The 25,369-nt window shown below is 71.0% G+C and carries 18 protein-coding genes and 3 pseudogenes; 10 read left to right on the forward strand and 11 right to left on the reverse strand.

What is annotated here, in order from left to right; translation table 11 throughout:
* The first annotated feature begins 10 nt into the window (after window positions 1-10).
* Complete coding sequence (locus tag WMF11_RS27580) at window positions 11-361, forward strand: hypothetical protein (protein ID WP_437979422.1); 351 nt, start codon at window positions 11-13, stop codon at window positions 359-361.
* A 59-nt stretch (window positions 362-420) separates the two neighbouring features.
* On the opposite strand, the pseudogene WMF11_RS27585 reads toward WMF11_RS27580, so the two are convergent.
* The 3 genes and pseudogenes from WMF11_RS27585 to WMF11_RS27595 form a co-directional block, all read right to left on the reverse strand.
* Window positions 421-1,371 (reverse strand): annotated as a pseudogene (locus tag WMF11_RS27585) (PEP/pyruvate-binding domain-containing protein); the annotation flags it as partial.
* Window positions 1,368-2,207, reverse strand: coding sequence for a TetR/AcrR family transcriptional regulator (locus WMF11_RS27590; RefSeq protein ID WP_437972820.1), 840 nt, complete (start codon window positions 2,205-2,207; stop codon window positions 1,368-1,370). The pseudogene WMF11_RS27585 and the gene WMF11_RS27590, both read right to left, overlap by 4 nt.
* Before the next feature lie 336 nt (window positions 2,208-2,543).
* Window positions 2,544-2,930: a VOC family protein gene (locus WMF11_RS27595; RefSeq protein WP_437972821.1), complete on the reverse strand. Its 387-nt coding sequence runs from the start codon at window positions 2,928-2,930 to the stop codon at window positions 2,544-2,546.
* Between the two features lie 370 nt (window positions 2,931-3,300).
* Here WMF11_RS27595 and WMF11_RS27600 point away from each other — a divergent pair, with 370 nt between their 5' ends.
* On the forward strand, window positions 3,301-3,726 hold the full coding sequence (locus tag WMF11_RS27600) for a DUF6968 family protein (RefSeq protein WP_437972822.1): 426 nt from the start codon (window positions 3,301-3,303) through the stop codon (window positions 3,724-3,726).
* A 223-nt stretch (window positions 3,727-3,949) separates the two neighbouring features.
* The gene (locus tag WMF11_RS27605) at window positions 3,950-5,074 is read left to right on the forward strand and encodes a hypothetical protein (RefSeq protein ID WP_437972823.1); all 1,125 of its coding nucleotides are present in this window, start codon (window positions 3,950-3,952) and stop codon (window positions 5,072-5,074) included.
* Between the two features lie 790 nt (window positions 5,075-5,864).
* Here the strand turns inward: WMF11_RS27605 and WMF11_RS27610 are convergent.
* Window positions 5,865-6,701 (reverse strand): hypothetical protein, encoded by an 837-nt coding sequence (locus tag WMF11_RS27610; protein ID WP_437972824.1) that lies wholly within the window; start codon window positions 6,699-6,701, stop codon window positions 5,865-5,867.
* A gap of 723 nt (window positions 6,702-7,424) precedes the next feature.
* Here WMF11_RS27610 and WMF11_RS27615 point away from each other — a divergent pair.
* Window positions 7,425-8,481: pseudogene (locus WMF11_RS27615) on the forward strand (AAA family ATPase).
* A 3-nt stretch (window positions 8,482-8,484) separates the two neighbouring features.
* Entirely contained in the window at window positions 8,485-8,640 is a 156-nt protein-coding gene (locus tag WMF11_RS27620) for a hypothetical protein (protein ID WP_437972825.1), read from the forward strand.
* Window positions 8,641-8,695: 55 nt separating this feature from the next.
* Here WMF11_RS27620 and WMF11_RS27625 read toward each other — a convergent pair whose 3' ends face one another.
* The gene (locus WMF11_RS27625; RefSeq protein WP_437972826.1) at window positions 8,696-9,313 is read right to left on the reverse strand and encodes a JAB domain-containing protein; all 618 of its coding nucleotides are present in this window, start codon (window positions 9,311-9,313) and stop codon (window positions 8,696-8,698) included.
* A 268-nt stretch (window positions 9,314-9,581) separates the two neighbouring features.
* On the reverse strand, window positions 9,582-9,905 hold the full coding sequence (locus WMF11_RS27630) for a hypothetical protein (protein ID WP_437972827.1): 324 nt from the start codon (window positions 9,903-9,905) through the stop codon (window positions 9,582-9,584).
* A gap of 379 nt (window positions 9,906-10,284) precedes the next feature.
* On the opposite strand from WMF11_RS27630, the pseudogene WMF11_RS27635 reads away from it, so the two are divergent.
* The 3 genes and pseudogenes from WMF11_RS27635 to WMF11_RS27645 all read left to right on the forward strand — a co-directional run.
* Window positions 10,285-11,520: pseudogene (locus tag WMF11_RS27635) on the forward strand (type I restriction enzyme endonuclease domain-containing protein); the annotation flags it as partial.
* 92 nt (window positions 11,521-11,612) lie between these two features.
* On the forward strand, window positions 11,613-12,332 hold the full coding sequence (locus WMF11_RS27640; protein ID WP_437972828.1) for a PD-(D/E)XK nuclease family protein: 720 nt from the start codon (window positions 11,613-11,615) through the stop codon (window positions 12,330-12,332).
* Entirely contained in the window at window positions 12,329-12,913 is a 585-nt protein-coding gene (locus WMF11_RS27645; protein WP_437972829.1) for a hypothetical protein, read from the forward strand. The genes WMF11_RS27640 and WMF11_RS27645 overlap by 4 nt, the downstream gene beginning before the upstream one ends.
* Window positions 12,914-12,992: 79 nt before the next feature.
* On the opposite strand, the gene WMF11_RS27650 is transcribed toward WMF11_RS27645, so the two are convergent.
* Genes WMF11_RS27650 through WMF11_RS27670 form a run of 5 tightly spaced genes read right to left on the reverse strand, consistent with a single transcriptional unit; the run spans window position 12,993 to window position 17,367 of the window.
* Window positions 12,993-14,537: a sensor histidine kinase gene (locus WMF11_RS27650; protein ID WP_437972830.1), complete on the reverse strand. Its 1,545-nt coding sequence runs from the start codon at window positions 14,535-14,537 to the stop codon at window positions 12,993-12,995.
* Between the two features lie 25 nt (window positions 14,538-14,562).
* A complete protein-coding gene (locus WMF11_RS27655; RefSeq protein ID WP_437972831.1) occupies window positions 14,563-15,264 on the reverse strand; it encodes a response regulator in 702 nt (233 codons plus the stop codon).
* Window positions 15,261-15,953, reverse strand: a complete 693-nt coding sequence (locus WMF11_RS27660; protein ID WP_437972832.1) for a hypothetical protein — start codon at window positions 15,951-15,953, stop codon at window positions 15,261-15,263. Before WMF11_RS27660 ends, WMF11_RS27655 begins: the two co-directional genes overlap by 4 nt.
* Window positions 15,950-16,651, reverse strand: a complete 702-nt coding sequence (locus tag WMF11_RS27665; RefSeq protein ID WP_437972833.1) for a hypothetical protein — start codon at window positions 16,649-16,651, stop codon at window positions 15,950-15,952. Before WMF11_RS27665 ends, WMF11_RS27660 begins: the two co-directional genes overlap by 4 nt.
* Entirely contained in the window at window positions 16,648-17,367 is a 720-nt protein-coding gene (locus WMF11_RS27670; protein WP_437972834.1) for a hypothetical protein, read from the reverse strand. The genes WMF11_RS27665 and WMF11_RS27670 overlap by 4 nt, the downstream gene beginning before the upstream one ends.
* Window positions 17,368-17,725: 358 nt before the next feature.
* Between WMF11_RS27670 and WMF11_RS27675 the strand changes: the two genes are divergently transcribed.
* Together WMF11_RS27675 and WMF11_RS27680 are read left to right on the forward strand one after the other, a co-directional pair.
* Window positions 17,726-18,907, forward strand: a complete 1,182-nt coding sequence (locus tag WMF11_RS27675) for an LLM class flavin-dependent oxidoreductase (protein ID WP_437902276.1) — start codon at window positions 17,726-17,728, stop codon at window positions 18,905-18,907.
* A gap of 163 nt (window positions 18,908-19,070) precedes the next feature.
* A complete protein-coding gene (locus WMF11_RS27680; protein ID WP_437972835.1) occupies window positions 19,071-25,088 on the forward strand; it encodes an AAA family ATPase in 6,018 nt (2,005 codons plus the stop codon).
* Window positions 25,089-25,369 lie beyond the last annotated feature (281 nt).

Raw genomic sequence — 25,369 nt, forward strand, 5'->3', positions numbered from 1 at the left:
CCGCGCGGTCATGAGCTGCCGGGCAACGCGAGCGACGAGCGGCAGGAGGAAGCGGAGCAGCGATCCGAGCCGCGCCGGCGCCGCCTTGCCTTCGCGGAACGCCGGCCGCCCCGCGACCTCGCGCAGGCGATCGGCGATCATCGAGCTCCCGTTCTCGATGATCGCCGGGAGGAGCCGGGTGAACGGCGCGCGGCGGAGGAGCGGCGTGACGTCGATAAAGAGGCGGCCGCCGGCGTGGGCCATGAGCTCCGAGCGCGCGCCGTCGGACGGCCTCCCCACCGGGAAGAACGCACGGAAGAGCGAGATGCCGAGCGGCGTCATCACCGCGGTGTTGACCTGCATGTGCCCGAAGCTCACGTAGACGTGCAGCGCCGGATCCCGCGGCGGCGGCGCGGGCAGCGGGTAGGCCGAGGTGATCGGCCGCGCCTGGAGCAGGAAGATCGCGCCAGCTTCGACGCCCCACTCGAGGTCCTGCGGCGCACCCTGGAGCGCCTCGACGCGGCGCCCTAGCGCGACGAGCGCGGCCACCGCGGCGTCGTCGAGCGCGCGCCCGGCCCGCCGCTCTGGCGGCACCTCGCGCGTCTCCGTCCCGCCGCCCGGCTTCGCGACGATCGCGATTGCCTTCGCGCCCACGCGCACGTCGAGCAGCGCGCCATCGGCCTTGCGCGCGCGGTAGACGTCGGGGTCGACGACGCCCGAGACCAGCGCCTCGCCGAGGCCGAAGCTCGCGTCGATCGTGCACACGCCGCGGTGGCCCGTCACGGGATCGGCGGTGAAGAGGATCCCCGCGACGTCGGGGCGGATCATCCGCTGCACCACGACCGCGAGGCGCGCCGCGCGGGAGCCGTAGCCGTTCCGGCGGCGGTAGACGACGGCGCGATCGGTGAAGAGCGAGGCCCAGCAGGCGCGCGCGCGATCGAGCACCGCGTCCTCGCCGCGCACCTCGAGGAAGGTGTCCTGCTGCCCGGCGAACGAGGCGTCGGGCAGGTCCTCGAGCGTCGCGCTCGAGCGCACGGCGTAGGCGTGCTCGACGCCGGCCGCGTGGAGCGCGGCGAGCACCGCGGCGCGCACCTCGGGCGGGATGGGCGCCGCCTTGAGCTGCTCCCGCGCCCGCAGGCTCGCGGCGCGCGTCGCGTCGAGGTCGTCGGGATCGAGCGCGTCGATCGCCGCGAGGAGCTCGCCGATCCCGGGCACACCCGCGAGGAAGCGATCGAAGGCCGCCGTGGTCACGCAGAAGCCGGGCGGCACCGGCAGGCCCGCGGCCGCGAGCGCGCCCAGGTTCGCGCCCTTGCCGCCCACGCGCGGGAGGTCCTTCCCGCGGACCTCGGCGAAGGGGAGCACGAGGCGCGCGGGAGCATCGTGCGGGCTCACGCGCGCACCTCCGCGCGCGGCGCCGCGCCGCGCAGGAAGAGCTCGACGATCGCCTGCGCCCGCGCCTCGACCGACGGCGCCGGCGCGTGCGCGGCCGCGCTCGGCTGCCCGCGCGCCGCCGCGCGTGCGAGGCGCGCGCGGAAGAGCGACGCGGTCATCACCATCCCGAGGAGCGCCGCCGCCCGATCGATCGCGTCGCCGTGCGTGAGCCGCCCGCGCGCCGCCTGCGCGTCGAGGTAGCGCGCGAGCCGGCCGAAGGTCGACGTCTGCTGATCGCGGAGCCGCTCGAAGTAGCTCGCCTCCGCGTCGTCGCCGAGCGCGACGAGCCGGATCAGCCCCGGCTGCTCGTCGATGAAGCGCAGCGCCGTGGCGAGGAAGCGCGCGAGCGCCTGCTCGATCGGCGCGTCGAGGTCCGCGAGCTCCCGCGCGGCGTCGCGCCGCGGGGTCAGCTCGTCGAAGGTCGCGCGGAGCAGGCCGTCCTTGTCGCCGAAGGTCCGGTAGATCGTGACCGTGCCCGTGCCGGCCTCGCGCGCGATCTGCTCGACCGTGATCGCCACGGCGCCGTGCCGCGCCACGAGCCGGCGGGCCGCCTCGAGGATCCTCGCCCGCGCCGAGCTCCGCTCGAGCTCCGCGCGGGGCGCCCGCGCGCGGAGCCGCGCCACCAGCGCCTCGCGGCTCGGCACCCGCCGGTAGAGCGTGGCCCGCGAGACGCCCGCGGTGCGCGCGAGCTGCTGCATGGTGAAGCCGGGGCCCTCGCGCCGGAGCAGCCGCTCCGCGGCGCGGACGATGCGATCGTCGACGGGATCCGGCGCGTCGGTCGTCGGAGTGTGAGACATGATGAAACCGATATCATCCACCGTGTCTCACTTCCAACGCGCCCGCGCCGCCACCTGTCTCACCGCCCGGCGACGGGGCCGCAGACGCGGCGGGAACGCAGGTGATCCGCAGAAGATCGAAGGACAAAAACAGTGAGGCCTTGCCGGGCTCACCCGGCAGGGCCTCGCTGTGAGGGCGAGTCGCCGCGTCGGTGATCCGCATTCAGGCGGCCGATGATCTTGCCTGCCCTCTACGCATCCCGGTTCGACGAGCGAAAGGACCGAAGCGGCGGAACGTCCTCGAAATCCCGGGATCCCCCTGCCTCGATCACCACGCGTCCCGGCGGCGCGTCGCCGTCAACCGTCGGCGCGCACCGCGGGGAGCGGGCGGCGCCGGCAGCTCACCTCGATGAGGATGTCGCCGGGCGCCTTGAAATAGAACATCACGCCGCGGCCGTTCTCGCTCACGGGGCCGCAGTCGATGCCCGCCGCGACGATCGCCGCGTGCTTGTCGTACACGGTGGCCACGTCGCCGACGATGAAGCCGACGTGGAAGCCCTCCGGATAAGGGCCGTCCGCCTCGCGCCGGCGCTGGAGGACGAGCGTGAAGTCGCCGGGCCCCGTGAGGATGGCGATAGCCGGCGAGTGACGGTTGCCGTGGACCTCGAACTGGAAGTGCCGCTCGAAGAACGCGGCCGTTTCGAGGACGTCGGGGACCTGGAGATCGATGTGATTGAGCTGCATGGGAGCCTCCGCGGAGGACGCACGTGCGTCCAGGTGCCGTGGGACCTCACTCCGTGGTGGAGGGGACATGGGCTCCCGTCATGGGAGTGGCCGGGGCTCGCCTGAACCGGCCTACCTCTTTCGGCGACGGAGAAGATAGCGAAGCGATCGCGACCTCGCAACGTCCGGCGAGACATCGACGCGCCGGCGTGGCGGTCGAGGAGGGCGCCGCGCGCGCTCGGCGAGGCGAGGGGGTGGGCAAGGCCGCGCGGCGCGCGATCGTTGCCGCGCGGGCGGCGCAGAGAGCGGGAACCTCAACCCCGGTGAGCGGCAGCGGCGGTGCCTCAACCTGGGTCGGGCCTCGACGATGAGTTTTAGCTATCCTGCGTGGGTGGCTCGACGAAAATTCAAGGTCATAGCCGTTCGTCGGTATGGCGTCGCAGGTGAACCAGATCGCGAGATCGTCCTGAAGATCGGCGAACCAATACAACCGGCCTCGCCCAGCGGCTCTTGGACGTGCCCTGTTCTTCTTGATGGGCTGGAGCCGGATATCCACCATGTCGAAGGGGTCGACGCCGTCCAGGCGATCCAAAGTGCCATGCGGTATGCGCGAAACGCGCTCGACAGATGCGGGCTGCCGATCACATGGCTGGGTCAGGAGCCCGGAGACATCGGGCTGCCGCTTCCTATAGATGGTCCGTTTGGGCTCTGGTTTCAGCGCAGACTAGAGAAGCTCGTAGATGACGAAACGGAGCGCGTGGGCGAGATCGTGGCTGCGGTTGTCAAGGAGCGCGCACGGAGGAAGCGCGAGCCTTGAGGCTCGCTCGGTCCGGTGCTCCCCCGCTTCCGCGGACACCTCCGACGGCACCAGAAGGTAGGGATGCGACGGAGAACGCGGAGGGCATTCACGTCCGAGTTCAAGGCGGAGGTGGTACGGCCTGCGAAGGCGGGCGACCGGAGCATCGGACAGGTGGCGAAGGAACTCGACCTGACCGAGACGGCGGCGGAACCTCAACCTCGGCGCAGGGATGTGCAAGGACGTGGCGTTGCAGGACGGGGAGATCTTCGTCTCCGATCCTCCCGCGCCCGACGTCGGCGAGGCGCGCGGGCCCAAGCTCGCGCCGCTGTTCAGCGATCCCAGGTGCCGATTTCCTCCTGATCGACGTACAGTGCACGGCGAGCAGCTCATGACCGCCCCCCTGGTGACGCCGACGCTCGAGCACGCGCTGCCGATCGACCGTGACCTCGTCCACTGTGCGACGTTCGCGCTCGCGTGGGCGGAGCTCCGGCGGCAGCTCAGATCCGAGGACGTGCTGGTCGAGCCCACGGAGCTCTCGCGGGCGCTGGGCCGCGCAGCTGCCGTCGCCGCCGGCGCCGTGGATCCAGCGGAGTCATTCGCCTGCGCAGGAGAGGGTGATGCGGCGGTCGCTGCGATCCGTGCCGAGCTGGCTCGCCGGTTCGGCGATGCGCAGACGCGGCTCTTGCCGCAGAGCGTGCCGGCGCACGCTCTCGTGGCGTTCGCCTTGTTGCGGACCAGGGTTGCATTCGAGCGGCCCTTTGTCCGCGATCGCTCAGCGGGGCTCTCGTTCCTGGGGGGCCGCGTGCAGTGCTTCGGCCACTGGGGCGGCGCCGGGGCGGGCGCCTATGCGGGCGCCGCGACCGTACACCGTTACGAGTCGCCGGGCGATTTCGTCATCGAGCTCCGCGGCCGCGGCGGCGCGTCGGTCGTCGTCGCTCGCCGTGGAGGCTGGTCGACGCTCGCGGAGGCGACGCACGACGCGCTCGGCGCGGTCGATCGTGGGCCTGGCCGCTGGGCTCGTCTGTGGGGGCAGAGCTCGCTGCAGGACGACGACATCTTCCAGGTCCCGGTCGTGTCGCTGCGCGTCGATGCGTCCTTCGACGAGCTCGTCGGCAAGCCCATCGTGCCGGGGGATCGCGTCCTCGTCGCCGCGTGTCAGACGCTGGAGCTCGACCTCGACGAGCACGGAGCGCGGCTCGTGTCCGAGGCGCTCGCGCTCGGCATGAAGAGCCGCCGTCGCCGTGGGCGCGAGCTCGTGTGCGACGGACCGTTCTTGCTCGCGCTGCGGCGCGCCGGCGCGCCGGCGCCGTACTTCGCCGCGTGGCTGCAGTCGGGCGCGGCGTTCGTTCCTGTGGAGCCTGGGTGAGCGGGTGAGCGCGGTTCCTAGAAGGGCCGCGGATCCACCGTGGTCCATGAGCCCTTGATCACCTTCTCGTGGACCGGGGGGCCGGGTTTGGGGGGCGGTGCCTCAACCTGGGTCGGCGGAACTTGGTCGGCGGAATCTCAACGCCGGTGGGCGGCGGGGCGGTGCCTCAACCTGGGTCGGAACCTCGGAACCTCAACCCCGGTGGGCGGCGGCCGGCAATGCCCCAACCTGGGTCAGGCCTCAACGGGCCTCGACGCCCAGGCGACGGGCGGTCGGCCAGCAGCCGCTCTGCGCTGCGCTCCGGAGAGGTCCGGCGCCTCCGCGGGCGCTCTGCGTTGCGGTCCGGAGGGGTCCGGCACCCCAGCGAGCGCTCTTCATTGCGGTCGGGAGGGGTCCGGACCCCCCCATCTGGCACAATACGCTGCGGATCCGGGGGTCAATGGCACAGAAGAACGAGATGGACAGCGATATTTGACACAACCTGACCCTGGTGAGACGCTCTGCGGAGCGCCTCGGAGGGGTCCGGACCCCGGTGTGTCGCAATGCATTGCGGTTGAGCCAGTGTCGGACCCCCCTGATCTGGCACAGATCGAGGCCGAGGCGGCACAGGGTGCGGCGCTGGTCGCCCCGGGATGGGCCGGAGGCCGGGGATGGGCACCGGCGCGGGCGGCGGCGACGGCCACGCCGTCCGGAGCGTACGGGCGGGGGCTTGGCCCCGGACCGGGGTCACGAGGAGGGGACGAGGCGGGAGGAAATCGCGGCGCCGGCGGTGCGCGTCAGGCAGCCGGGATCAGCTATCGGCGGGCGCGAGCGCGGCCGTCGGCGCGCCGGGCTGGAGGGGAACGCCGGGCGGCGCGGGCGCCGCGGTGTCGCCCTCGGGCTTGTCGTTCTTCCGGGGCGCGCCGCGGCCGCTCGACCCGACGCTCCAGCTCGCGAGCGGCGCGAGCAGCTTGTCGGCGAGTTCCTGCGTCTCCGGCTCGTCGGGCTCGACGGAGCCCATCACCTTGATCACGTAGGCGCGCAGCGCCTCGGTGAACGCGGCGAGCGCGTCGCGCACGCTGGGCGGCGCAGCCGCGGCCGTGGCTGCGGGCGCGGTGACGCCGAGCGCCTTGCCATACGCGGCGTGCGCGGCCTCCAAGGCGGAGAGGAAGCGCTTGCCACCGAGCGCCTCGATGCGCGCGTCGAGGCCGCTCTTGCGGATGCGCTGGATCCGGAGCTCGCTCTCGGACCACTCCAGGACATACGTGAGCTGGAGGAACTTGAGCCCTCCGGTGAAGATGGCCGCCTTCAGCGCGCTTGCATCGGCGGCCTCGGGCGCGCCGGGCGGCAGCTTGGTAAACGCCGTCAGGAAATCGTGGAGACCGCTCCAGCAACCGTCGAGGATGCGATCACACTGGACAGCATCCTCGCTCGCCTCCCCTCCCTCCGAGAGCGACACCTGATCGCGCAGCGCCGACGCGAGATCGTCGTGGCGCGAGGCCAGCGTGGCGAGCACCCGCGCGACGCCCTTCACGAGCTGCTTCTTGGCCGGCTTCGCCGCCGTGAGCAGCTGCTCGCCGAGCGCCATCGCCCCCACGGCCGTGAAGCGGGGGAGCTGGATCACTTCCGATGCGGTGTATTTGCTCATGAGATCACCCTCGTCCGTGGCAGGAGCGCGGGACTGCGCTGGAATGCCAGACGGGCCATCGTGAGCTATCGATGGAATGAAGAGGGCTGTCCAGGGATATTTTGACGGAAGAGAGAGTTACAGAAGAAGGTGCAGTGTCGAATTCCTGCTGTCCGGGGACGACGGCGGGGGGAGGATTGGTGATAAGGTCGAGGGATGTTGAGGGGATAGCGGGGTTGGCACTGATCTGGCAAACGCGCCCCCCTCGGCAAGAGCGCGACGACGTATGCGCTGCCCAGCCCGGAGCCGGGGCCAGGGCGAGGAGGCGGCTTCGGCGGGGCGGCCAGCCCGGGTGTCGTGGTCGCTCACGTCGTGCACGGCGCTCCGGCAGCTCACGGCGTCCAGGGTGACCGATCCGCCTGGACGACCGGGCCTTCACCTCGGCCGTCGCGAGCAGCTCGCCGGGGCGCGCATCAGCGGACGGACGGGTGCGCGGTTGGTCGAGCACGCGCCACGAGGCGCACGAGCACCACGGCGGCGAACGTCAAGGCCGGCGCAGGTCGAGCTGGTCAGCCTCCCGACACGATGACCAGCCCTTGTTGGGCGAACCGGGTCCCGCTACCGTGCGTCGCCTCTCGTCATGCGCGCCCGCACAGAGCTCATCACCTCCTGGGCTGCCATCGAGCCGACCGGCGGCGCGGTCGCCGACGCGCAGGGCCAGCTCGACCCGTTCGAAAGCAAGCCATGATCAGGTCACTTCACGTCAAGGACTTCACGGTCTTCAGCGAAGCGGAGCTCGCCTTCGGAGCGCACCTGAACGTGTTCGTCGGGGAGAACGGCACCGGGAAGACTCACGCCCTGAAGCTCGCCTACTCCCTCCTCGCAACGAGCTCGGAGGAGGGGCGCAGGCGGCTCGCCGCTCCCGCCACCCCCACCGAGGCGGCCTTGCAGGTGCGGCTCGCGGACAAGCTCGTGAGCGTCTTCCGTCCCGAGGCGCTGGGGCGCCTCACGCGGCGTCAGCAAGGGCGAGAGCGGTGCGAGGTGCGGATGACCTGCGCCAACGATGCCTGGGATATCTCGTTCGGCTTCTCGGCGCAGAGCAAGTCGGACCTGACGATCGACGCGCTCCCTACGGAATGGGTCGACACCGCGCCCGTGTACCTGCCGACGCGGGAGCTTCTCACGATCTACCCGGGCTTCGTGTCCGTCTACGAGAACCACTACCTCGAGTTCGATGAGACCTGGCGCGACACCTGCCTTCTGCTCGGCGCGCCGCTGAAGAAGGGCAGCAAGGAGAAGCGCGTCCGAGAGCTTCTTGGACCGCTGGAAGAGGCGATGGGTGGGTCGATCGAGCTCGAAAAGAACGGTCGATTCTACTTCCGGGACGGGAGCGGCCGCACGGAGATGCCGGTCGTGGCGGAGGGCCTCCGAAAGCTCGGCATGCTCGCCCGCCTCATCGCGACCGGAGCGCTGCTCGACAAAGGTTGCCTGTTCTGGGACGAGCCGGAGGCGAACCTCAACCCGCGCATCATCAAGAAGGTCGCCAGCAGCATCGTCGACCTGAGCCTCGGCGGGATCCAGGTGTTCATCGCGACGCACAGCCTGTTCTTGCTGCGCGAGATCGAGATGCTGCTCGCCGCTCGGGGCCGGGAGGGAGATCGACGCGCGCTTCTTCGGCCTGCACTTGTCCGACGCCGGCGTCGCCGTCCAGCAAGGCCCGTCCGTGGACGACATGGGCGCCATCGCTGCGCTCGACGAGGAGCTCGAGCAGTCCGACCGCTTCCTGAGCCCTGGAGATTGAACGATGCCCGCGGTTCGCATCGATGGCCTGAAATTCGATTTCCCGAGCTCCTCCGCGGATGTTCAGCAGGCGCTGCGGCGTCTGCTCAAGCCCGTAGGCGCACAGCCGTTCGTGGCGGAGACGAGTCGCATGGGCTCCCTTGGCTGGAAGGTGACCTGACCACCACGGGACGCAGGCGTGGGGTCGCCGTGTCCGGCGGCCAGCAGCCGTGGTTTCAGCGGGGTGAGCCAGCCCGGAACACGGAGGAGAAGCGCCCGGCAGGCGTCACGATGACGTGGTCGCGAAGCGGTACATCGATCAGGTGGGCGGCGTGCTCGACCTCCTGGGTCAGCAGCACGTCGTCGGCGGACGGCGCGGGGTCGCCGCCCGGGTGGTTGTGGGCCATCACGAACGTGACGGCGCCGAGCTCGAGGGCCGCGCGGAGGACATCGGCGGGGCGCACGGACGCGGAGAGGAGGCCGCCGCGGCTGATCATGCGGGCGCCGCGGGCGCGGTCGTGCACGTCGAGCGCGACGATCCAGACCTCCTCGTGGACGAGCGGCGCGAGCGTCGCGTGGAAGAAGCGGGCGACGTCGCGCGGGCGCCGCAGGCGCTGCGAGCGGCGCGAGCGCGCGGCGTGAAGGCGCCGCCCGAGCTCGAAGGCGGCCGCGAGCCGGGTCGCCGCCTGGAGGGCAACCTCGGCGCGCTCCGCCAGCGCGACGGGGGAGAGGCGGGCGAGCGCCGGGAGGTCGTCGGCCGGGAGAGGGCGGCGGCCCGCATCGGGCAGGCCGAGCAGGAGATCCAGCAGGGCCGCGTCGGGCATCGCGGGGACATCGACGGGAGCGGGCTTCATCGGGCATCTCCGCGTGAGGGAGGGCGGTCCGCCAGCGCGAGCGCCTGGTGAGCGCGGCGGCGGGGCTTGATGAGGCGGGGAGTTTGCCGTGGATCGTGGCGCGTGCGGAGCATGTGCACGTAAAACCGACGGTTGCCCCAAGAGAAAACAATCTATAGGTCACGTTTTCTCGACGACCGGACCCCGCCCCGCCAGGACCCGCTGAATAGAGGAGCGGCCAAGCTGCGGCAGCCGAACGCGTGGAACAGAGCGCTTCGACGACACGGCGTCAATCGTCCTCAGGCTCTCCGCTCGGCGTACGGCCAAGTTCCTCGTTGGAGCAACCCACCTCGTCGTTCAAGAACTCAAGCAGTTCAGCGTCAGAGTTGTAAGGATCGAGGAACCTGTCCCGGATCTCGCCACGAGACCAGCCGAAACGCTCAGCGAGCACCATGTAACGGTTTTCTCCTTCCTCCTCGGCGATCCGGGCAGCCGCCTCCTCATCGCTCTCATCCTCGGGATCGGTCCCATCATCGAGCTGACTCACGCGGTCGAGCATGTCGCGCTGGTCGGCATCCACGACCCCTGTGTTCTTCTCGGTCGTCTTTGTCACCAGCGGAGCTTAGCAGGCGCGCTCGGCGGGCGAGGACGGTCCACGACATCGCCCCACCGTGAACCGCGGCGCCCCCACCTCGGCGCCGTGGTCGGCGTCGGCGCAGCTCTTCTCCGTGCCCCGCCGGTTGGGCCCGCCGCGAGGCTTACGTGGCGCCGTGCGGGTTGATCGCCGATTCGACGCGGGCGTAACCTTGTCGACCCGCATGCCGACCAAGCGAGACCTCCTGACCCACCTCACCCGGGACGAGCTCCTGGCCGTGGTGGCCCGCTTCTGCCTCCCCGTGAGCGACCACCGCGTCCGTGAGCAGCTCATCGAGGCCATCGTCCAGGCGCACAGCGCCGACCTGTCCGAGGTCCTCCTCGGCTACCCTCGCGACCGGCTGAAGGACCCGAACGACCCCCTCAAAGTCGTCGTCGTGCGCGACATGTGGCTCACGGGGTTCGACGCACCCTGCCTGCACACGCTCTACGTGGACAAGCCGATGCAGGGACACGGCCTCATGCAGGCCATCGCTCGCGTGAACCGCGTGTTCCGCGACAAGCCCGGCGGGCTGGTCGTCGACTATCTGGGCCTCGCCGAGAGCCTGCGCAAGGCGCTCGACACGTACACCGAGAGCGGCGGCAAGGGCGACGCCGCCCAGGTTCAGGACGAGGCGGTGCCGGTCATGCTGGAGAAGGTCGAGATCTGTCGCGGCCTGTTCCACGGCTTCGACGTCATGGCGTTCGTGAACGGCTCGCCGATCGAGCGGCTGATGCTCCTGCCGGCCGCCCAGGAGCACATCTTCGCGCTGGAAGGCGGGCGCGACCGGCTCGTGAAGGCCGTGATGGAGCTGAGCAAGGCGTTCGCGCTCTCGGTACCGCACGAGGAAGCCCTGGCCATCCGCGACGAGGTGGCGTTCTACCAGGCCGTGAAGGCCGCCGTCGTGAAGACGTCGCTATCGGCTTCGGGCAAGTCGGAAGCCGAGGTCGAGCTCGCGATCCGCCAGATCGTGTCGAAGGCCATCTCGACGGACGGCGTATTCGACGTGTTCGCCGCCGCCGGGCTCAAGCGGCCGGACATCTCCATCCTGTCGGAGGAGTTCCTCGCCGACGTGAACGCGATGCAGCACAAGAACCTCGCCCTCGAGCTCCTGCGGAAGCTCCTGCACGACGAGCTGAAGGTCCGGAAGCGCACCAACCTGGTCCAGTCGGAGGCGTTCTCCGAGAAGCTGGAGAGGACCGTCGCTCGGTACCGCAACCGCGCCGTCGAGACGGCGCAGGTGATCGAGGAGCTGATCCGCATCGCGAAGGAGATGAAGTCCGCTCAGCAGCGCGGCGAGGACCTGAAGCTCAGCGATGCCGAGCTGGCCTTCTATGACGCCCTGGAGGCGAACGACTCGGCGGTGAAGGTCCTCGGCGACGCGGTGCTCGCGCAGATCGCCCGCGAGCTGACCGAGACCATCCGCAGCTCGGTGACCATCGACTGGGCCGTGAAGGAGACGGTGCGGGCGAAGCTCCGCACCCTCGTGCGCCGCAAGCTGAAGAAGTTCGGCTATCCGCCCGACAAGACGGAGAAGGCGGTCGACACGGTGCTGAAGCAGGCCGAGCTGCTCGCGCTGGAGTGGGCGGCGTGAGCGACGGGCTCGGTGAGCGACCGGGGCCGGCCACGGCCCGTGTACGCAAGGCGGCGCATAGGTCCGCAGAGAGGACAGGGTGGAAGAGACACATGGCATTCTTCGCGTCAGGGCCTGAAGCGGACGAGTCCCGGCTCACCGACCTCGCAACCGAGTGGCGCGCCATCGTGGCGAGGGAGCAGGAGACCCGCGTGACACAGGTCGCCGCGTGGGAGACACAGCTCGCCGAGCTCCGCGCCGAGCAAGAGGCGCTGCTGAGAGATGGCCACTGGGTGGCCGGACCGGACGATCTCCTGAGCATCCTCGGGCAAAGCCGACAGGAGCTGTATCATTCCGCGCTGCTGGCGTGGCTGCTCGATCCTCAGGGCCGACACGGCTTCGGCTCTGGCTTCCTCAAGGCGCTGCTCCGCCGCTGCACGTCCGATCCGCCGACAGCCGAGCTGAACCGCGCCCGGCCCGCCCTCGAGGTGAGCAAGGGCAAGGCCCGCGCCGATGTCGTCGTCGCTGGACCTGGGCTCTACCTCGTGATCGAGAACAAGATCGATGCACATGAACAGCCGCAGCAATGCGACCAGCTTTACGAGAGCTTCGGTCCAGAGCCAGGTGCGCTGTTCGTCTTCCTGTCCCCATCGGGGCGAGCGCCCGTGACGGCGACGGGCGACGCGCGGGAGGCGTTCAAGACGATGAGCTACGCCGAACTCGCCGTGATGCTCCGCGACGCGCTGGCTTGCGCGCCGGGGAAGGGCGCGACGGCGCACGGACGCGAGGTGGCGTCCAACTATCTCGCCACACTGGAGAGGGAGTTCCAATGAACCACATCGACGATCCGCGCGCGGTATTCTATCTCCGGCATCAGGAGCTCATCGAGCAGTGGGCCGCCCTCGGCGAGCCCGCCGCCGAGCTCGCGCACGCCTTTCTGTGCTCTTGCGCAGATGACATCGCCGGGCTCGCCGCCGAGCTTTCTCCGGACATCCAGGTTTACAAAACTCTGGAAGAGGATTGGCCGAAGATCTTCTTGATCTTGCCAGAATGGCTCGAATCGAGCGAAGGCGAGCTCGAGCCGAAGGTCGGGATCGGCCTGGAGTGGAACAAGTCGAGGCATCTCAATTTCACGATGTCTCCTAGCTGCGCCTACACAGGGGTGTGGACACATTTCGATCTCGACGACGGCAAGGAGCTGTCGAGGAGGCTTCGTGCGGCGTTCAGAGAGGCCAACCTCATCAAGCCGCACAAGCTCGCCACCACCACCGCCTGGTGGCCCGCATACCGCTACGAGCACGCGACAGGCGAGTACTGGAACGACCTCGGGCCCTACCGCGCGCAGATAGTCGAATCGGTGCGGTTCTTCTGGACGGTGTTTGAACCGCAGATCCGGAAGGTGCTGGCTGGCTGAGCGCACATGACCAACGCGTCAAGCGGTACAGGCGTGACGCGATCGGCCCGCGCTGACCACAGCCCGCCCTCCCCCTCTCCTACTGCCGCACCGGCAGCTCCACCACGAAGCTCGCCCCCTCCCCCGGCGCGCTCTCCACGGTCACCGCCCCGCCGTGCGCCTCGACCACGCTCTTCACGATCGCCAGCCCGAGCCCCGTCCCGTCGCGGCCCTCGTCGGTCGTGAAGAACCTGTCGAAGATCCTCGGCAGGTGCTGCGGCGGCACCCCGGGCCCGCGGTCGCGCACCGAGATCCTCGCCGTCCGCTCCCCTTCCCTCCCCTCCCCGCCCTCGACGGTCACCACCACCGGCTCCCCCGGCGGCGAGAACTTCACCGCGTTGTCGACGAGGTTCAAGAGCGCCGTCTCCAGGTCCGTCTGCCGCGCCCGGAGCAGCCGAGTCGGCATCTCGTACCGCAGCTCCACCGGCTGCCCCGGGCTCGCGCGCCGCTCCACCACGCGCGCCACGAGCGCCTCCAGATCGAGCACCGTCATCGCCTCGATCGAGGCCTCGATCCGGCTCAGCTCGAGCAGCCTCGACACGAGCCGGTCGAGCCGCGCCACGTCGAGCTCGATGTTCCGCAGGAAGCGCCGCCGCGCCTCGAGATCGTCCGCCGCCCCCTCGTCGAGCAGCTCGGCGGCGCCCCGGATCGACGTCAGCGGCGACTTGAACTCGTGCGCCACATCGGCCGCAAAATCCGAGATGTAACGCAGCCGCGCCCCCAGCCGCTCGTTCATCGCGGCAAACGACGCGCCGAGCTCGCGGATCTCGCCGGTCCCCGACACGGGCACCACGACGTCGCGCTCGCCGGCCGCGATGCGCTTCGCGGCGCGCGACAGCTTGCCGAGCGGCCTCGAGATCGACCACGCGAGCGCCAGCGTGACGAGGCCCGTGAACAGGCTCGCGACCACGAGGACCTTGATGAGCCCCGAGCGGATCCGGTGCAGCTCGACAAGCACCGGCTGCGTCGAGCGGACAACGTACACCGCGCCGAGCACCTCGCCGCCCCGCCGGATCGGCTCGGCCAGGAACAGGAAGACCGCCAGCTCCTGCTGCCGGACACGCGTCCGCGCCGCGCGGCGCCCGGCGAGCGCCTCGCGCACCTCCGGTCGATCCGGGACCTCGGACCAGCCCTCGCGCGCGCCCTTTCCGATCGGCTGCACGTTGTCGGCGAGCTCCCGGAAGTCCGCCGAGCTCGGGCGATGGCCGCGCGTCGACACGAGCGCGGGGGCCGCCGGCTCGGGCCCCTCGGGCGGGCCGTTCTCGTGCGAGTCGGCGACGACCGCGCCCGCCCTGTCGAGGATCCGGACGCGCGTGCGCGTGAGCCTCGCGGCCTGGGTCAAGATGTCGCCGTGCTCGGGCGCGTCGAGCTCGAGCCCTCGATCGAGATCCGACGCGAGCATCGCGGCGACCAGGACCGCCTGGTTCGCCATGTCGCGCTCCAGCGAGCCGAGCAGCTGCCGCTCGTAGAGGCGCGCAAACTCGAGCCCCGCCACGGGCACGAGCAGCACCACCAGGTTCACGACAAGCAGCCGGACGCGGATCCGGCCGAGCTCCCAGCGCAGGCGCTCGATCATCGTGCGCATCGTGGGGCCAGGCATCGCGGCCCGGCTACGCCCCCTGCAGCTTGTAGCCGACGCCGTGGACGGTCGCGATCGGATCGCCGCCAACCACGCGGAACTTCGCGCGAATCCGGCGAACGTGCGTGTCGATGGTGCGCTCCGTGATCAGGTTGTCGTAGCGGTAGGCGCGCTGCATGAGCTGCCCGCGCGAGAGCACCACCCCGGGCCGCTCCAGCAGCGCGCCGAGCACGCCGAGCTCCGTCGCCGTGAGCGACACCGGCTGGCCGAGGTACCGCGCCTCGTGACGCTCGGTGTCGACCTCGATCGGGCCGTGGCGGAGGACCGCGGTGCGCGCGCCGGTGGGCGCCGGCGCGGGCGGCGGTGGCGCCTCGGTCCGCCGGAGCAGCGCGCGCACCCGCGCCACGAGCTCCCGCGGCGAGAACGGCTTCGTGAGGTAGTCGTCGCCGCCGAGCTCCAGGCCGACGATCCGGTCGACCTCGTCGGCGCGCGCCGACAGGAACAGGATCGGCGTCCTGCTCCCGGCGCGCAGCCGCCGGCACACCTCGAGGCCGTCGAGCCCGGGGAGCATCACGTCGAGCACCACGAGGTCCACCGTGCCCGCCCCCGCCGCCTCGACGGCAGCGCGACCGTCGGCCACCGCCGTCACGGCGTACCCCTCCTTTTGCAGGGCGTAGAGCAGCACCTCGCGGATGCGCGCCTCATCGTCGACGACCAGGATGTGCTTGCTCACGTCGCGATCGGTCCCTCTGTTCCGGCGCCGTGCGCGTCGATCGCCGCGCCGAGGCCCTCCACGCGCGCCCAGACCTCGGACACGATACCACCGACGCCCTCGACCGAGGATCCGGCGAAGCGCGCCAGCACGAGCTGCGTGCGCAGCGCCTGGACGAGATCCGCGAGCTCCTCGAGGGCGCGGGCGTCGCGGTCGCGCATCGCCCGCAGGCGCCGGATGTTCTCGAGGTGGAGGTGCGCCGTCGCCAGCGACCGCCCCCCCGCGCCGCCGCCGCCCCGCTCGATCTCCGCGACGCGCGCCGCGGCGGCGCCCTCGTCGAAGCCGCTCTGGCGCAGCAGCGCGTCGAGCTCGGCGTGGCGGGCGGCGGCGCGCGCCACCTCGGCCTCGATCCGCGAGGCCGCCTCGCGCGACAGGAGCGCCTCGAACGAGGTGCCAGCGCAGGCGCTGACCCCCTCGCGCAGCGCGCCCTGGACGCGCGCGGCGGCCTCGCCCGCGGCGCCGACCGGACGCCCGCCGCCCTCCCCGCGGCCCACCGTGAGCGCGACGGGCGCCCAGATGGGCCAGAGCGGCACGCAGAGCGCCGCGGACAGGGCGGCACGGCGGCGCCCCTCGGGCGAGGCGCGGTACACCGCCACGGCGCACGCGAGCCCGGCGATCAGGTACAGCACCGCGAGATCGCGGAGGCTCATCGCGCCTCCTCCGCCACGCCGTCGAGCGAGCGCAGATCCCGGTCGTAGATCCCGAGCGAGGAGCGGAAGCTCTTCACGAGCGCGTCGGAGAAGCTCCCCTCGCGGGCGCGCAGGAACGGGACGTCCTTCTCGCTCGGCCGCCCGAGGTAGGGCCGGAGGATCCACGCGGCCTGACCGCCGACGGCGAAGAAGACGGCCATGAAGGCGACCGCGGTGAGCCAGCGGCCCCGGCCCGCGCCGATGCCCCGCACGAGCACGCCGAGCGCCGCGAGGCCCGCGACGGCGTAGGCGAGCCAGGCGGCGACCGACGACGCGTGGTAGCCGAGCCCCACGTCGATGGCCAGCCAGAGCACGGGCGCGAACGCGAGCAGCACCAGCGACGAGCGGCCCGCCGACGCGAGGGCGAGCGCGATGACGGACCGCATGGGCCACGGGCGCCCGAGCACGGCCGAGAACGCGTGGAGCGCCGGGACCGAGAGCGCGAGCGTGATCAGCATCGCCAGCGGCACCTTGACGGCCGCAAAGACGATCTGCTCGCTGCCGCGGAAGCTCCCGATCACGCCGCCGAACACGGCCGATCCGAGGGCGATGGCGCCGAGCGACGCGAGCGCGATGGCGCGGATGTCCCTGTCTTCACGGCAACTCGCGGCCACCTCGGAGGGCGCCCGGAGGAGACGGCTCACGACGGAGGCGCTCACAGGGCACCTCCCTTCAGGATCGGCAGCATCCCCCACCACACGCGCAGCGCGAGCACCACGGCGAACGCCGCGAACACGACGAGCGCCGCCGTCGACCGGGACACGCCGGCGACACCGCCTTCGCGCTGGAGCACCGCGCCGAGGTCACGCAGCAGGACGCAGATGCCGACGGCGCCGCCCACCGCGAGGCCGAGCAGCCCCATGAGGGCCGCTGTCGCGTCCGCCCCGCTCGTCACGACGAAGAGCGCCGAGGCGGGCGCGAGGCCGCCGAGCACGAGGCCGGTCGCGGCGGCGGCGCGCGCCGTCGCCGAGAGCGCGCGTGGCGGGTCGAGCGGCGCATCGAAGAGCGTCAGCACGATCGTGAGCGCCGGCACGCCGACGCAGGCGACGGCGACCATGGCCGCAGGGACACCGGCGGCGTGGTGGGCGAACGACGCGCCGCCCTGCCGCGCGCCGAGCGCCAGGCCGTACAGCGAGGCGAGGCCGAGGCCGACGCCGAACCTGGCCAGGTCGCCGCGGAGGTCCGAGGCCGGCCGCTCCGCGAGGAGGGCAGCCGTCCAGCTGCGGTGTCCGGCGCCTGCGGTGGGCTCCACGGCGGGGCCGGGCACCGGGGCCGCGGGGGCGTCGTCTCGACGCTCCGCGGGCTCGTTCAGGCCGGCGTCCGTGCCGGCCTCGGGCGATGACGTTACGGGGAAACAGGTAGCTTGCGCCTGCACGAGGACCTCCATCGGGGTGAGCGCTGCGCGGCCTGGTCACGGCCGCCGCAGATCTCCCTGGGCGTACCCCCCGGGTGAGGCGCGCCCGCGCGCCCGACGAGGAACAGACGCGGAGAGGTTGTGGCGAAGATGTGGCGATCGCCCGCGCCCCCCGGAGCGCCCCGGGACCGGGACCGCCAGCCCCCGAGAAGCCCTCCACCGGAGGTCTCCCGCGACGGTCCACACGCACATCACAGCCTCTGAGCGCCCGACTCCGGCGGTCCATCGACATGTAGATCGATGTGCGTCAAACCACACATTGCCGTTTTGTACGCGACGGATCGATGCTTGGCGCGCAGCACTCGCGAGGGAGGAAGTAATGAAGATCGACCTGTTCACAGAGATGCAGAGTCCCCGTCCGTGGTCGGAGGACCACGAGCACAGGGTCATCATGAACACCCTCGAGCAGGCGAAGCTCGCCGATCGGCTCGGGTACGGCTGCTTTTGGCAGGTCGAGCACCACACGGCCGAGGAGTTCAGCTACTCGTCGGCGCCGGAGGTGATGCTCGCGGCGATCTCGCAGCACACGACGTCGATACGGCTCGGGCACTCCTCGGTGCTGTCGCCGTTCCGGTTCAACCACCCCATCCGCGTCGCCGAGCGCGCGGCCATGCTCGATCACCTGAGCGGCGGGCGCCTTGAGCTCGGCCTGGCCCGCTCGACCATCCCGGAGTGGCGCACGTTCAACATCCCTCCGGACCGGACGCGCGACCAGATGCAGCAGGCGTTCGAGATGATCCCGAAGATGTGGACTCAGGAGCGGTTCTCCTGGAAGAGCGAGGACGCCGAGATCAACAACGTCCCCATCATCCCGAAGCCGTACCAGAAGCCCCACCCGCCCCTCTGGCAGGCCTGCTCGAGCCTGGCCTCGTTCGAGCAGGCCGGGCGCAACGGGGTCGGCGCGCTCGGCGTCACGCTGTGGGCGCCGCCCGACCAGGTGAAGGAGTGGATCGGCATCTACCGTGAGGCCATCCGCCGGTGTGAGCGGCCCGTCGGCGCGTTCATCAACAACCAGGTCGGGTTCTTCACGTTCGCTCATTGCGCCGAGACGGATCAGCAGGCCATGGAGAACGGCGCCGCCTCCGCGGCCGCGTGGTACACGAACGGATCCTTCACGTTCTTCGAGGCGAAGGAGCATTTCCTGCGGACCCACGCCGAGGAGCAGGCGCTGGCCAAGGACCCGGCGGGCGGCGGCCTTGTGGGCCAGCTCCTGCGCGACCGCGCGGGGAAGACGCCGGCCGAGACCAAGGCCAACGCCGTCCTCGCCCGCATCATGCAGAACGAGGAGGTCCCGAACGAGGAGGTGTTCGACGCCCTGAAGGAGCAGAACTCGCTCATCGTCGGCAGCCCGGAGACGTGCCGGCAGAAGATCAAATTCTACCAGGACCTCGGCATCGATCGCCTGCTGAGCTTCCAGCAGGTCGGGCGCCTGTCGCACGAGCAGGTCATGAGCAGCATTCGCCAGATCGGCAAGCTCATCCCCGAGTTCGACAAGCCCTAGTCCCGTGAGCCGGTAATCCCGCCTCGACGCCGCGGCCGCGCCGCAGCGCAGGAGCGGACGAGCTCGGCGTGACTGCAACGCCGGCGCCTCGCCCGCTCAAAGCGATGGCGATGCGCGCCGACCATGGCAGCATGCGTCGCACATTCCCCGTAGCAGGGCTCCCGTGGGCACCATTCCCGTCTGCTCCGATCCCAGGGCGTCGTCCCGTTACGCCATCGTCGCGATCCTCTACGAGGGTTCAGACACCCTTCTTTACCGCGGTGTGCGCGAGGACGACGGCCTTCCCGTGGTGCTCAAGGTCCTGCGGCGCGATCACGCGAGCCCCCGCGCCCGCGAGCGGCTGCTTCACGAGGTCGAGATCACCCGGAAGATCGACACCACCGCCATCGTCAAGCTCTATGGGCTCGAGATGCTCGGCGATCAGCCGGCGCTGGTCCTGGAGGATTTCGGGGGCGTGTCGCTCGATCGGCTCCAGGGAGGGCCGATGCCGCTCGATCGCTTCTTTCCCCTCGCCCTCCGCATCACCGACGCGCTCGCCGAGCTGCACCGGCACCACGTCATCCACAAGGACATCAAGCCCCAGAACCTGCTCGAAAACCCCGAGACCGGGCAGGTGAAGATCACCGACCTCGGGATCGCCTGCCTCTCGCCCCGCGAGTCCCAGGACATCGCCCGCTCCCGGCTCATCGAGGGGACGCTGGCGTACATGGCGCCCGAGCAGACAGGCCGGATGAACCGCTGGGTCGACGAGCGGACCGACCTGTACTCCCTCGGCGTCAGCTTCTACGAGATGCTGACGGGCACCCTGCCGTTCCGGGCCAGCGATCCTGTCGAGTGGGTCTATTGCCACATCGCCCAGACGCCGCTCGCGCCGCACACGCTCGTCCCCTCGGTTCCCCCGGCGCTGTCCGCGGTCGTGCTCAAGCTGCTCTCCAAGGCCGCCGAGGAGCGCTACCAGAGCGCGCTCGGCCTGCGGCACGACCTGGAAGAGTGCTTCGCCCGGTGGCGGGCGAGCGGCGCCATCCAGCCCTTCGCGCTCGGCCAGCGCGACATCTCCGATCGGTTCCGGGTCCCGCAGCGGCTGTACGGGCGCGAGCGCGAGGTCACGGCGCTGCTCGCCGTGTTCGAGCGGGTGGTGGCGCAGGGCCGGCCAGAGCTCGTGCTCGTGTCGGGCTACGCGGGCATCGGGAAGTCGTCGCTCGTCACCGAGCTGCACCGGCCGATCGTGAGGGAGCGGGGATTCTTCCTCTCCGGCAAGTTCGAACAGCTCAAGCGGGACGTCCCCTACCTCCCCTTCCGTCAGGCGTTCCGGGCGCTGGTGCAGGAGATCCTCAGCGCGAGCGAGGAGCAGGTCGAGCGCTGGAGACAGCGCCTCCGTGAGGCCGTCGGCCCCGACGGGAGGTTGCTCGCCGACATGCTCCCCGAGCTCGAGCTGCTGCTCGGCCCGCAGCCGCCCGTGCCCGAGCTCCCGCCCGCCGAGGCCCAGAGCCGGCTGCACGCGACGCTCCAGCGCGTCGTCGCCGTGTGCGCCCAGAAGGAGCACCCCGTGGCGCTCTTCCTCGACGACCTGCAGTGGGCCGACGCGGGAAGCCTCCTCTTGCTCGAGCAGCTCGCCACCTACGCCGGGTCCGAGCACCTCCTGGTGATCGGCGCCTACCGCGACAACGAGGTCGGCCCCGCCCACCCGCTGCGGGTCACGCTGGCCGAGGCGCGGCGCCGCGGCGCCGCCGTCTCCGAGCTCGTCCTCGGGCCGCTCTCCGAAGCCCACGTCGGGGCGCTCGTCGCCGAGGCCGTCCATGCGCCGGGAGAGCAGGTCGAGCCGCTCGCGCGGCTGGTGCACGAGAAGACCGGCGGCAACCCCTTCTTCGTGCTCCAGTTCCTGCTCGCGCTGCACCAGGAGGGGCTCATCGCCTTCGACGCGGAGCAGCGCAGCTGGCGATGGGACATCGCCGCGATCCGCGACAAGGGCTTCACCGACAACGTCGGCGACCTGATGGCGGGCAAGCTGAAGCGGCTCTCGGCCCCGGCGCAGGAAGCGCTCAAGCTCGCCGCGTGCCTCGGCAGCAGCCTGGAGCTCGAACCCCTCTCGGTGGTCGCGGGCCGCCCGGCGGAGGAGCTCCGCGGCGCGCTCGAGGAGGCCGTGCGGGAGGGGCTGCTCCTCCATCGGGACGGTTCCTATCGATTCCTCCATGACCGGATACAGCAGGCCGCTTACTCGCTTATTTCGCCAGGACAGCTCGCGGAGATGCACCTCCGGATCGGCCGGCTGCTCCTCTCGGCACGGCGCGCGGAGGAGCGCGACGAGGCGCTCTTCGACATCGCAGGGCACCTCAATCGCGGCGCCGCGCTCCTGGGTTCCCGGACGGAGCGGGAGGAGGTCGCGGCGCTGAACCTCCGCGCCGGCAGGAGGGCCAAGTCCGCGGCGGCCTTCGAGTCTGCCACCGCCTTCTTCGCCGCCGGCCTCGGCCTGCTCGCGCCCGACCGCTGGGAGACGCAGCACGAGCTGACCTACAGCCTGATCTTCGAGCGCGCGCACTGCGCGTACGCCACCGGCGGCTTCGACGAGGCCGAGCGGTTCATCGGCGAGCTCATGGAGCGCGCGAGGGACGGGCTCGAGCGCGCCGCGGTGGTCGTGCTCGCCGTGAACCTGCACACGACCCGCGGGGAGTTCACCCGCGCGGTGGAGATCGGGCTCTCGTTCCTGCGCGCCTGCGGCATCGCTCTTCCGCTCCACCCCACCGACGCAGAGATAGGGGAGGAGACGAGCGGCGTCTGGCAGGCGCTGGGCGACCGGGCGATCGAGGACCTGATCCACCTGCCGCCCATGACGCGCCCGGAGATCAAGGTCGCGATGGACGTCCTGGCGAGCACGGTCATCCCTGCTTTCCTCATGGACCCGGACCTCTACTATCTGCTCGCCGTGCAGATGGTGAAGCTCAGCCTGCGTCACGGGAGCACCGAGGCGTCCGCCCGCGCGTATGCCGCCTTCGCGATGGTGCTCGGCCCGAGGTTCGGGAGATACCAGGAGGCTTATCTGTTCGGCAAGCTCGCCTACGACCTGGCGGACAGGAGCAGCGTCCTCACCACGAAATCCTCGGTGTTCACCACCTTTGGACAGATGATCGTCTTCTGGACGCGCCACTACAGAGAGACCTATTTCTATACGCGCATCGGCTTCACCGCCGCGCTCGAGGCCGGCGACATCGTCAGCGCGGGCCTCAACTGCGTCTGGGCCCCGCTGCTCCAGTTGCTCTCCGGCGAGCCGCTGGAGGACGTGCTTCACGGGCTCGAACATCGCCTCGATTTCGTGCCCATGGTCGGTCACGCGTGGTTTCAGCCCCCCTTCGTCAGCGCCCGGCACCTGATCCAGACGCTGCGAGGGAGGCCGGCCCGCTTCTCGATGCCGGATGGATCGGAGCTGGATCAGGAGGCCTTCGAGGCGCGGCTTCAGGCGGAGAGCCTGCAGGGCTCGTATACCATCCACTATTGCTTGAAGGCTCAGGCGCTGTTCCTGCTCGGCTCCAAGGGCGAGGCCGTCGCGGCGACGGACCGTGTGATCGTCGATGGGCGCTGGAAGACTCATGCACAGGCGATGCTCGCCGAGTGCGTCTACTATCGCGCGCTCGCGCGCGCGGCCCTCGTCGACGAGGCGCGCGAGGCGGGACCATCCCCCCGAGAGGCGCTCCCCGACGAGCTCCTCGAGTGCGAGCGGCAGCTCGGCGAGTGGGCCAGGAGCTGCCCCGACAACTTCCTGCACAAGCACGCCCTGGTCCGCGCCGAGATCGCCCGGCTCCTCGGGAACGAACCGGAGGCGAGCCGGCTCTACGAGCAGGCCATCACGTCGGCGCGGGCGGGCGGCTTCGTCCAGCACGAGGCCATCGCCAGCGAGCTCGCCGCGGGGTTCTACCGCGCGCGCGGCCTGTCCACGTCCGAAGGCGCCCACCTGCAGCAGGCCCGCGCCGGCTATTTCCGCTGGGGCGCCCACGCCAAGGTCGAGCAGCTCGATCAGCGCTTTCCCCACCTCGCCCTGCGCAAGCCGATCGCCCCCACCGTCACCTTCGCCGTGCGGGCCGAGCAGTTCGACGTCCTGTCGGTGGTCAAGGCCGCGCGGAGCATCTCCGGCGAGCTCAAGCTCCCGCGCCTGCTCGAGACGCTGCTGCGCATCGTGGTCGAGCACGCCGGCGCCGAGGAGGGGCATGTGCTCCTGCTCCGGGAGGATCACCTGTCGACCGCGGCGACGCTCGCGGCGCCCGGGGGCGCGGTACGGCTGTTCGGTGCGGGCGAGGCGCCCTCGGCCGCGCTGCCGCAATCCGTCCTCAACTACGTTCGCAGGAGCCACGAGCACGTGCGGCTCGACGACGCCGCCGGCCGGCACCCGTTCATGGAGGACGAGTATTTCAGGCGCAAGCGCCCGCGATCGGTGCTCTGCCTCCCCATCGTGCGCGAGGCCCGGCTGATCGGCGTGCTGTACCTGGAGAACAACCTCGTCACCGGCGCCTTCACCCCCGCGCGGCTCAGCGTGCTCGAGCTGCTCGCCGCGCAGTCGGCGATCTCGCTGGAGAACGCCCTGCTCTATTCCGAGATCGAGCAGGAGAACGCCGAGCGGCGGCGGGCGGAACAGGCGCTCAAGGCCAACCAGGAGACGCTGCAGGCCATCGTCGACAACTCGGCGGCTGCCATCTTCCTGAAGGATCGGGAGGGTCGATATCTGCTCGCCAACCAGCAGGCGGGCAACCTCGTTCGCCTGCCGAGCCGTGAGCTCCTCGGAAAGGCCGACGCCGATCTCTTCTCTGCTCGGACCACCGAGAGCTTCCTGGGCAGCGACCGGAAGGCGCGCGACTCGGGCGAGCCGGTGGAATGCGAGGAGGAGGTCCTGCTGGAGGACGGACCGCACACCTTCCTGACGGTCAAATTCCTCCTCGGCGAGGAGGTCATGCCCGGCGTGCTCTGCGGCATGGTCACCGACATCACCGAGCGCAAGCGAGCCGAGCAGGCCGAGCGCTTCCTGGCCGAGGCGAGCCGCAAGCTGATGGCCCTCGGTTACAGCGCCACCCTCGAGAGCGTGGCGCAGCTCGCGGTGCCCGAGCTCGCCGACCAGTGCATCGTCGAGGTGCACTGCGACGACGGGGCGCCGGGCCCGGCGGCCGCCGCGGGGGTGCCCGGCGAGCAGCTGGGAGCGCTGAACGACGCGCTGCGCCCCCTGACAGCGGCGTCGCCGCTCCGGCCCGAGGTGGGCGACGTCCGCGCCGCGCCCCTCCTGCAGCAGCTCGGCGTTCACGCCTTCCTCCGGGTTCCGCTCATCGCGCGCGACAGGTGCTTCGGGGTCATGACCCTGATGGCGACCACGCCCAGCCGCCGCTATGGCCCCGCCGACCTGCGGCTGGCCGAGGAGCTGGGCGGCCGCGCGGCGCTCGCGCTCGACAACGCCCGTCTGTACGCCGAGGCTCAGGAGGCGATCCGGCGGCGGGACGAGTTCCTGCTCGTCGCCTCTCATGAGCTCAAGACCCCGCTCACCTCGCTGCAGATGCAGGCGCAGCTCGTCGATCGCCTGCTCCGCCGCTACCAGCGCGCCGAGCTCGCCCCCGAGCGGATCGACAAGGCGCTGCGGATCCTCGATCGCCAGCTCGCGCGGCTCGGGCACCTGGTCGACGAGCTGCTCGACGTCACGCGGCTGAACGCCGCGCGACTGACGCTCTCGCGCGCGCCGGTCGATCTGGCGGCCCTCTCGCGCGAGGTCGTCGAGCGCATGAGCCAGCAGCTCGCGGACGCCCGCTGCCACGTCGAGCTCGATCTGGACGAGCCCGTGGTCGGGCGCTGGGATCCGTCTCGCCTGGAGCAGGTCCTCATGAATCTGCTATCGAACGCGATGAAATACGGCGCCGGCGGCCTCGTCCAGGTCAGCGTGCGCAGGCAGGGCGATCGCGCGCTGCTCGTGGTGCGAGATCACGGGATGGGGATCGCAGAGGCGGATCAGGCCAGGATCTTCGAGCGCTTCGAGCGCGCGGTGTCGGTGCGCAACTTCGGCGGCCTCGGCCTCGGGCTGTACATCGCACGCTCCATCGTGGCGTCGCACGGCGGCTCCATCCGGGTGGAGAGCAAGCCGGGCGCCGGCGCGACGTTCGTTGTGGAGCTCCCGCTGAGCCCACCGGAGGCGGAGGAGCGCGACGCCGCGCCGGCCTAGCGAGCGGCAAGGCTTCGGCCGCGATTCCAGGCCAGCGGCCGGCTCGACCATCGGCGCGAGCTCGCGAGGGGATTCAGGCGGACAGCGTCACGCCGTGGCTCCTCACGCTCACCGCGATGCTGGACAGTCGCGCGAACGTTCGCTAGATTGCCCCCCTCGATGTCCGTCCCTCGCGCGCGCTCCCTACGCCCCTGCCTAGGCCTACGGCCCGGGGGCCTTTGCGCGCGCTGCTGATCGACGTCGCTCCTCGCAGTACGGCCCCCTCGGTTCTCTTGGTCCCG

Source organism: Sorangium sp. So ce295 (assembly GCF_051527405.1).
In the GTDB taxonomy this organism is placed as follows: domain Bacteria; phylum Myxococcota_A; class Polyangia; order Polyangiales; family Polyangiaceae; genus Sorangium; species Sorangium cellulosum_B.

What these genes read in the sequence shown, in the direction of transcription:
- WMF11_RS27580 (WP_437979422.1), top strand. Translation starts at nt 11, where the DNA reads ATGAGCTGCCGGGCAACGCGAGCGACGAGCGGCAGGAGGAAGCGGAGC.
- WMF11_RS27590 (WP_437972820.1), bottom strand. Translation starts at nt 2,207, where the DNA reads ATGTCTCACACTCCGACGACCGACGCGCCGGATCCCGTCGACGATCGC.
- WMF11_RS27595 (WP_437972821.1), bottom strand. Translation starts at nt 2,930, where the DNA reads ATGCAGCTCAATCACATCGATCTCCAGGTCCCCGACGTCCTCGAAACG.
- WMF11_RS27610 (WP_437972824.1), bottom strand. Translation starts at nt 6,701, where the DNA reads ATGAGCAAATACACCGCATCGGAAGTGATCCAGCTCCCCCGCTTCACG.
- WMF11_RS27620 (WP_437972825.1), top strand. Translation starts at nt 8,485, where the DNA reads ATGCCCGCGGTTCGCATCGATGGCCTGAAATTCGATTTCCCGAGCTCC.
- WMF11_RS27625 (WP_437972826.1), bottom strand. Translation starts at nt 9,313, where the DNA reads ATGAAGCCCGCTCCCGTCGATGTCCCCGCGATGCCCGACGCGGCCCTG.
- WMF11_RS27640 (WP_437972828.1), top strand. Translation starts at nt 11,613, where the DNA reads ATGGCATTCTTCGCGTCAGGGCCTGAAGCGGACGAGTCCCGGCTCACC.
- WMF11_RS27645 (WP_437972829.1), top strand. Translation starts at nt 12,329, where the DNA reads ATGAACCACATCGACGATCCGCGCGCGGTATTCTATCTCCGGCATCAG.
- WMF11_RS27650 (WP_437972830.1), bottom strand. Translation starts at nt 14,537, where the DNA reads ATGCGCACGATGATCGAGCGCCTGCGCTGGGAGCTCGGCCGGATCCGC.
- WMF11_RS27660 (WP_437972832.1), bottom strand. Translation starts at nt 15,953, where the DNA reads ATGAGCCTCCGCGATCTCGCGGTGCTGTACCTGATCGCCGGGCTCGCG.
- WMF11_RS27675 (WP_437902276.1), top strand. Translation starts at nt 17,726, where the DNA reads ATGAAGATCGACCTGTTCACAGAGATGCAGAGTCCCCGTCCGTGGTCG.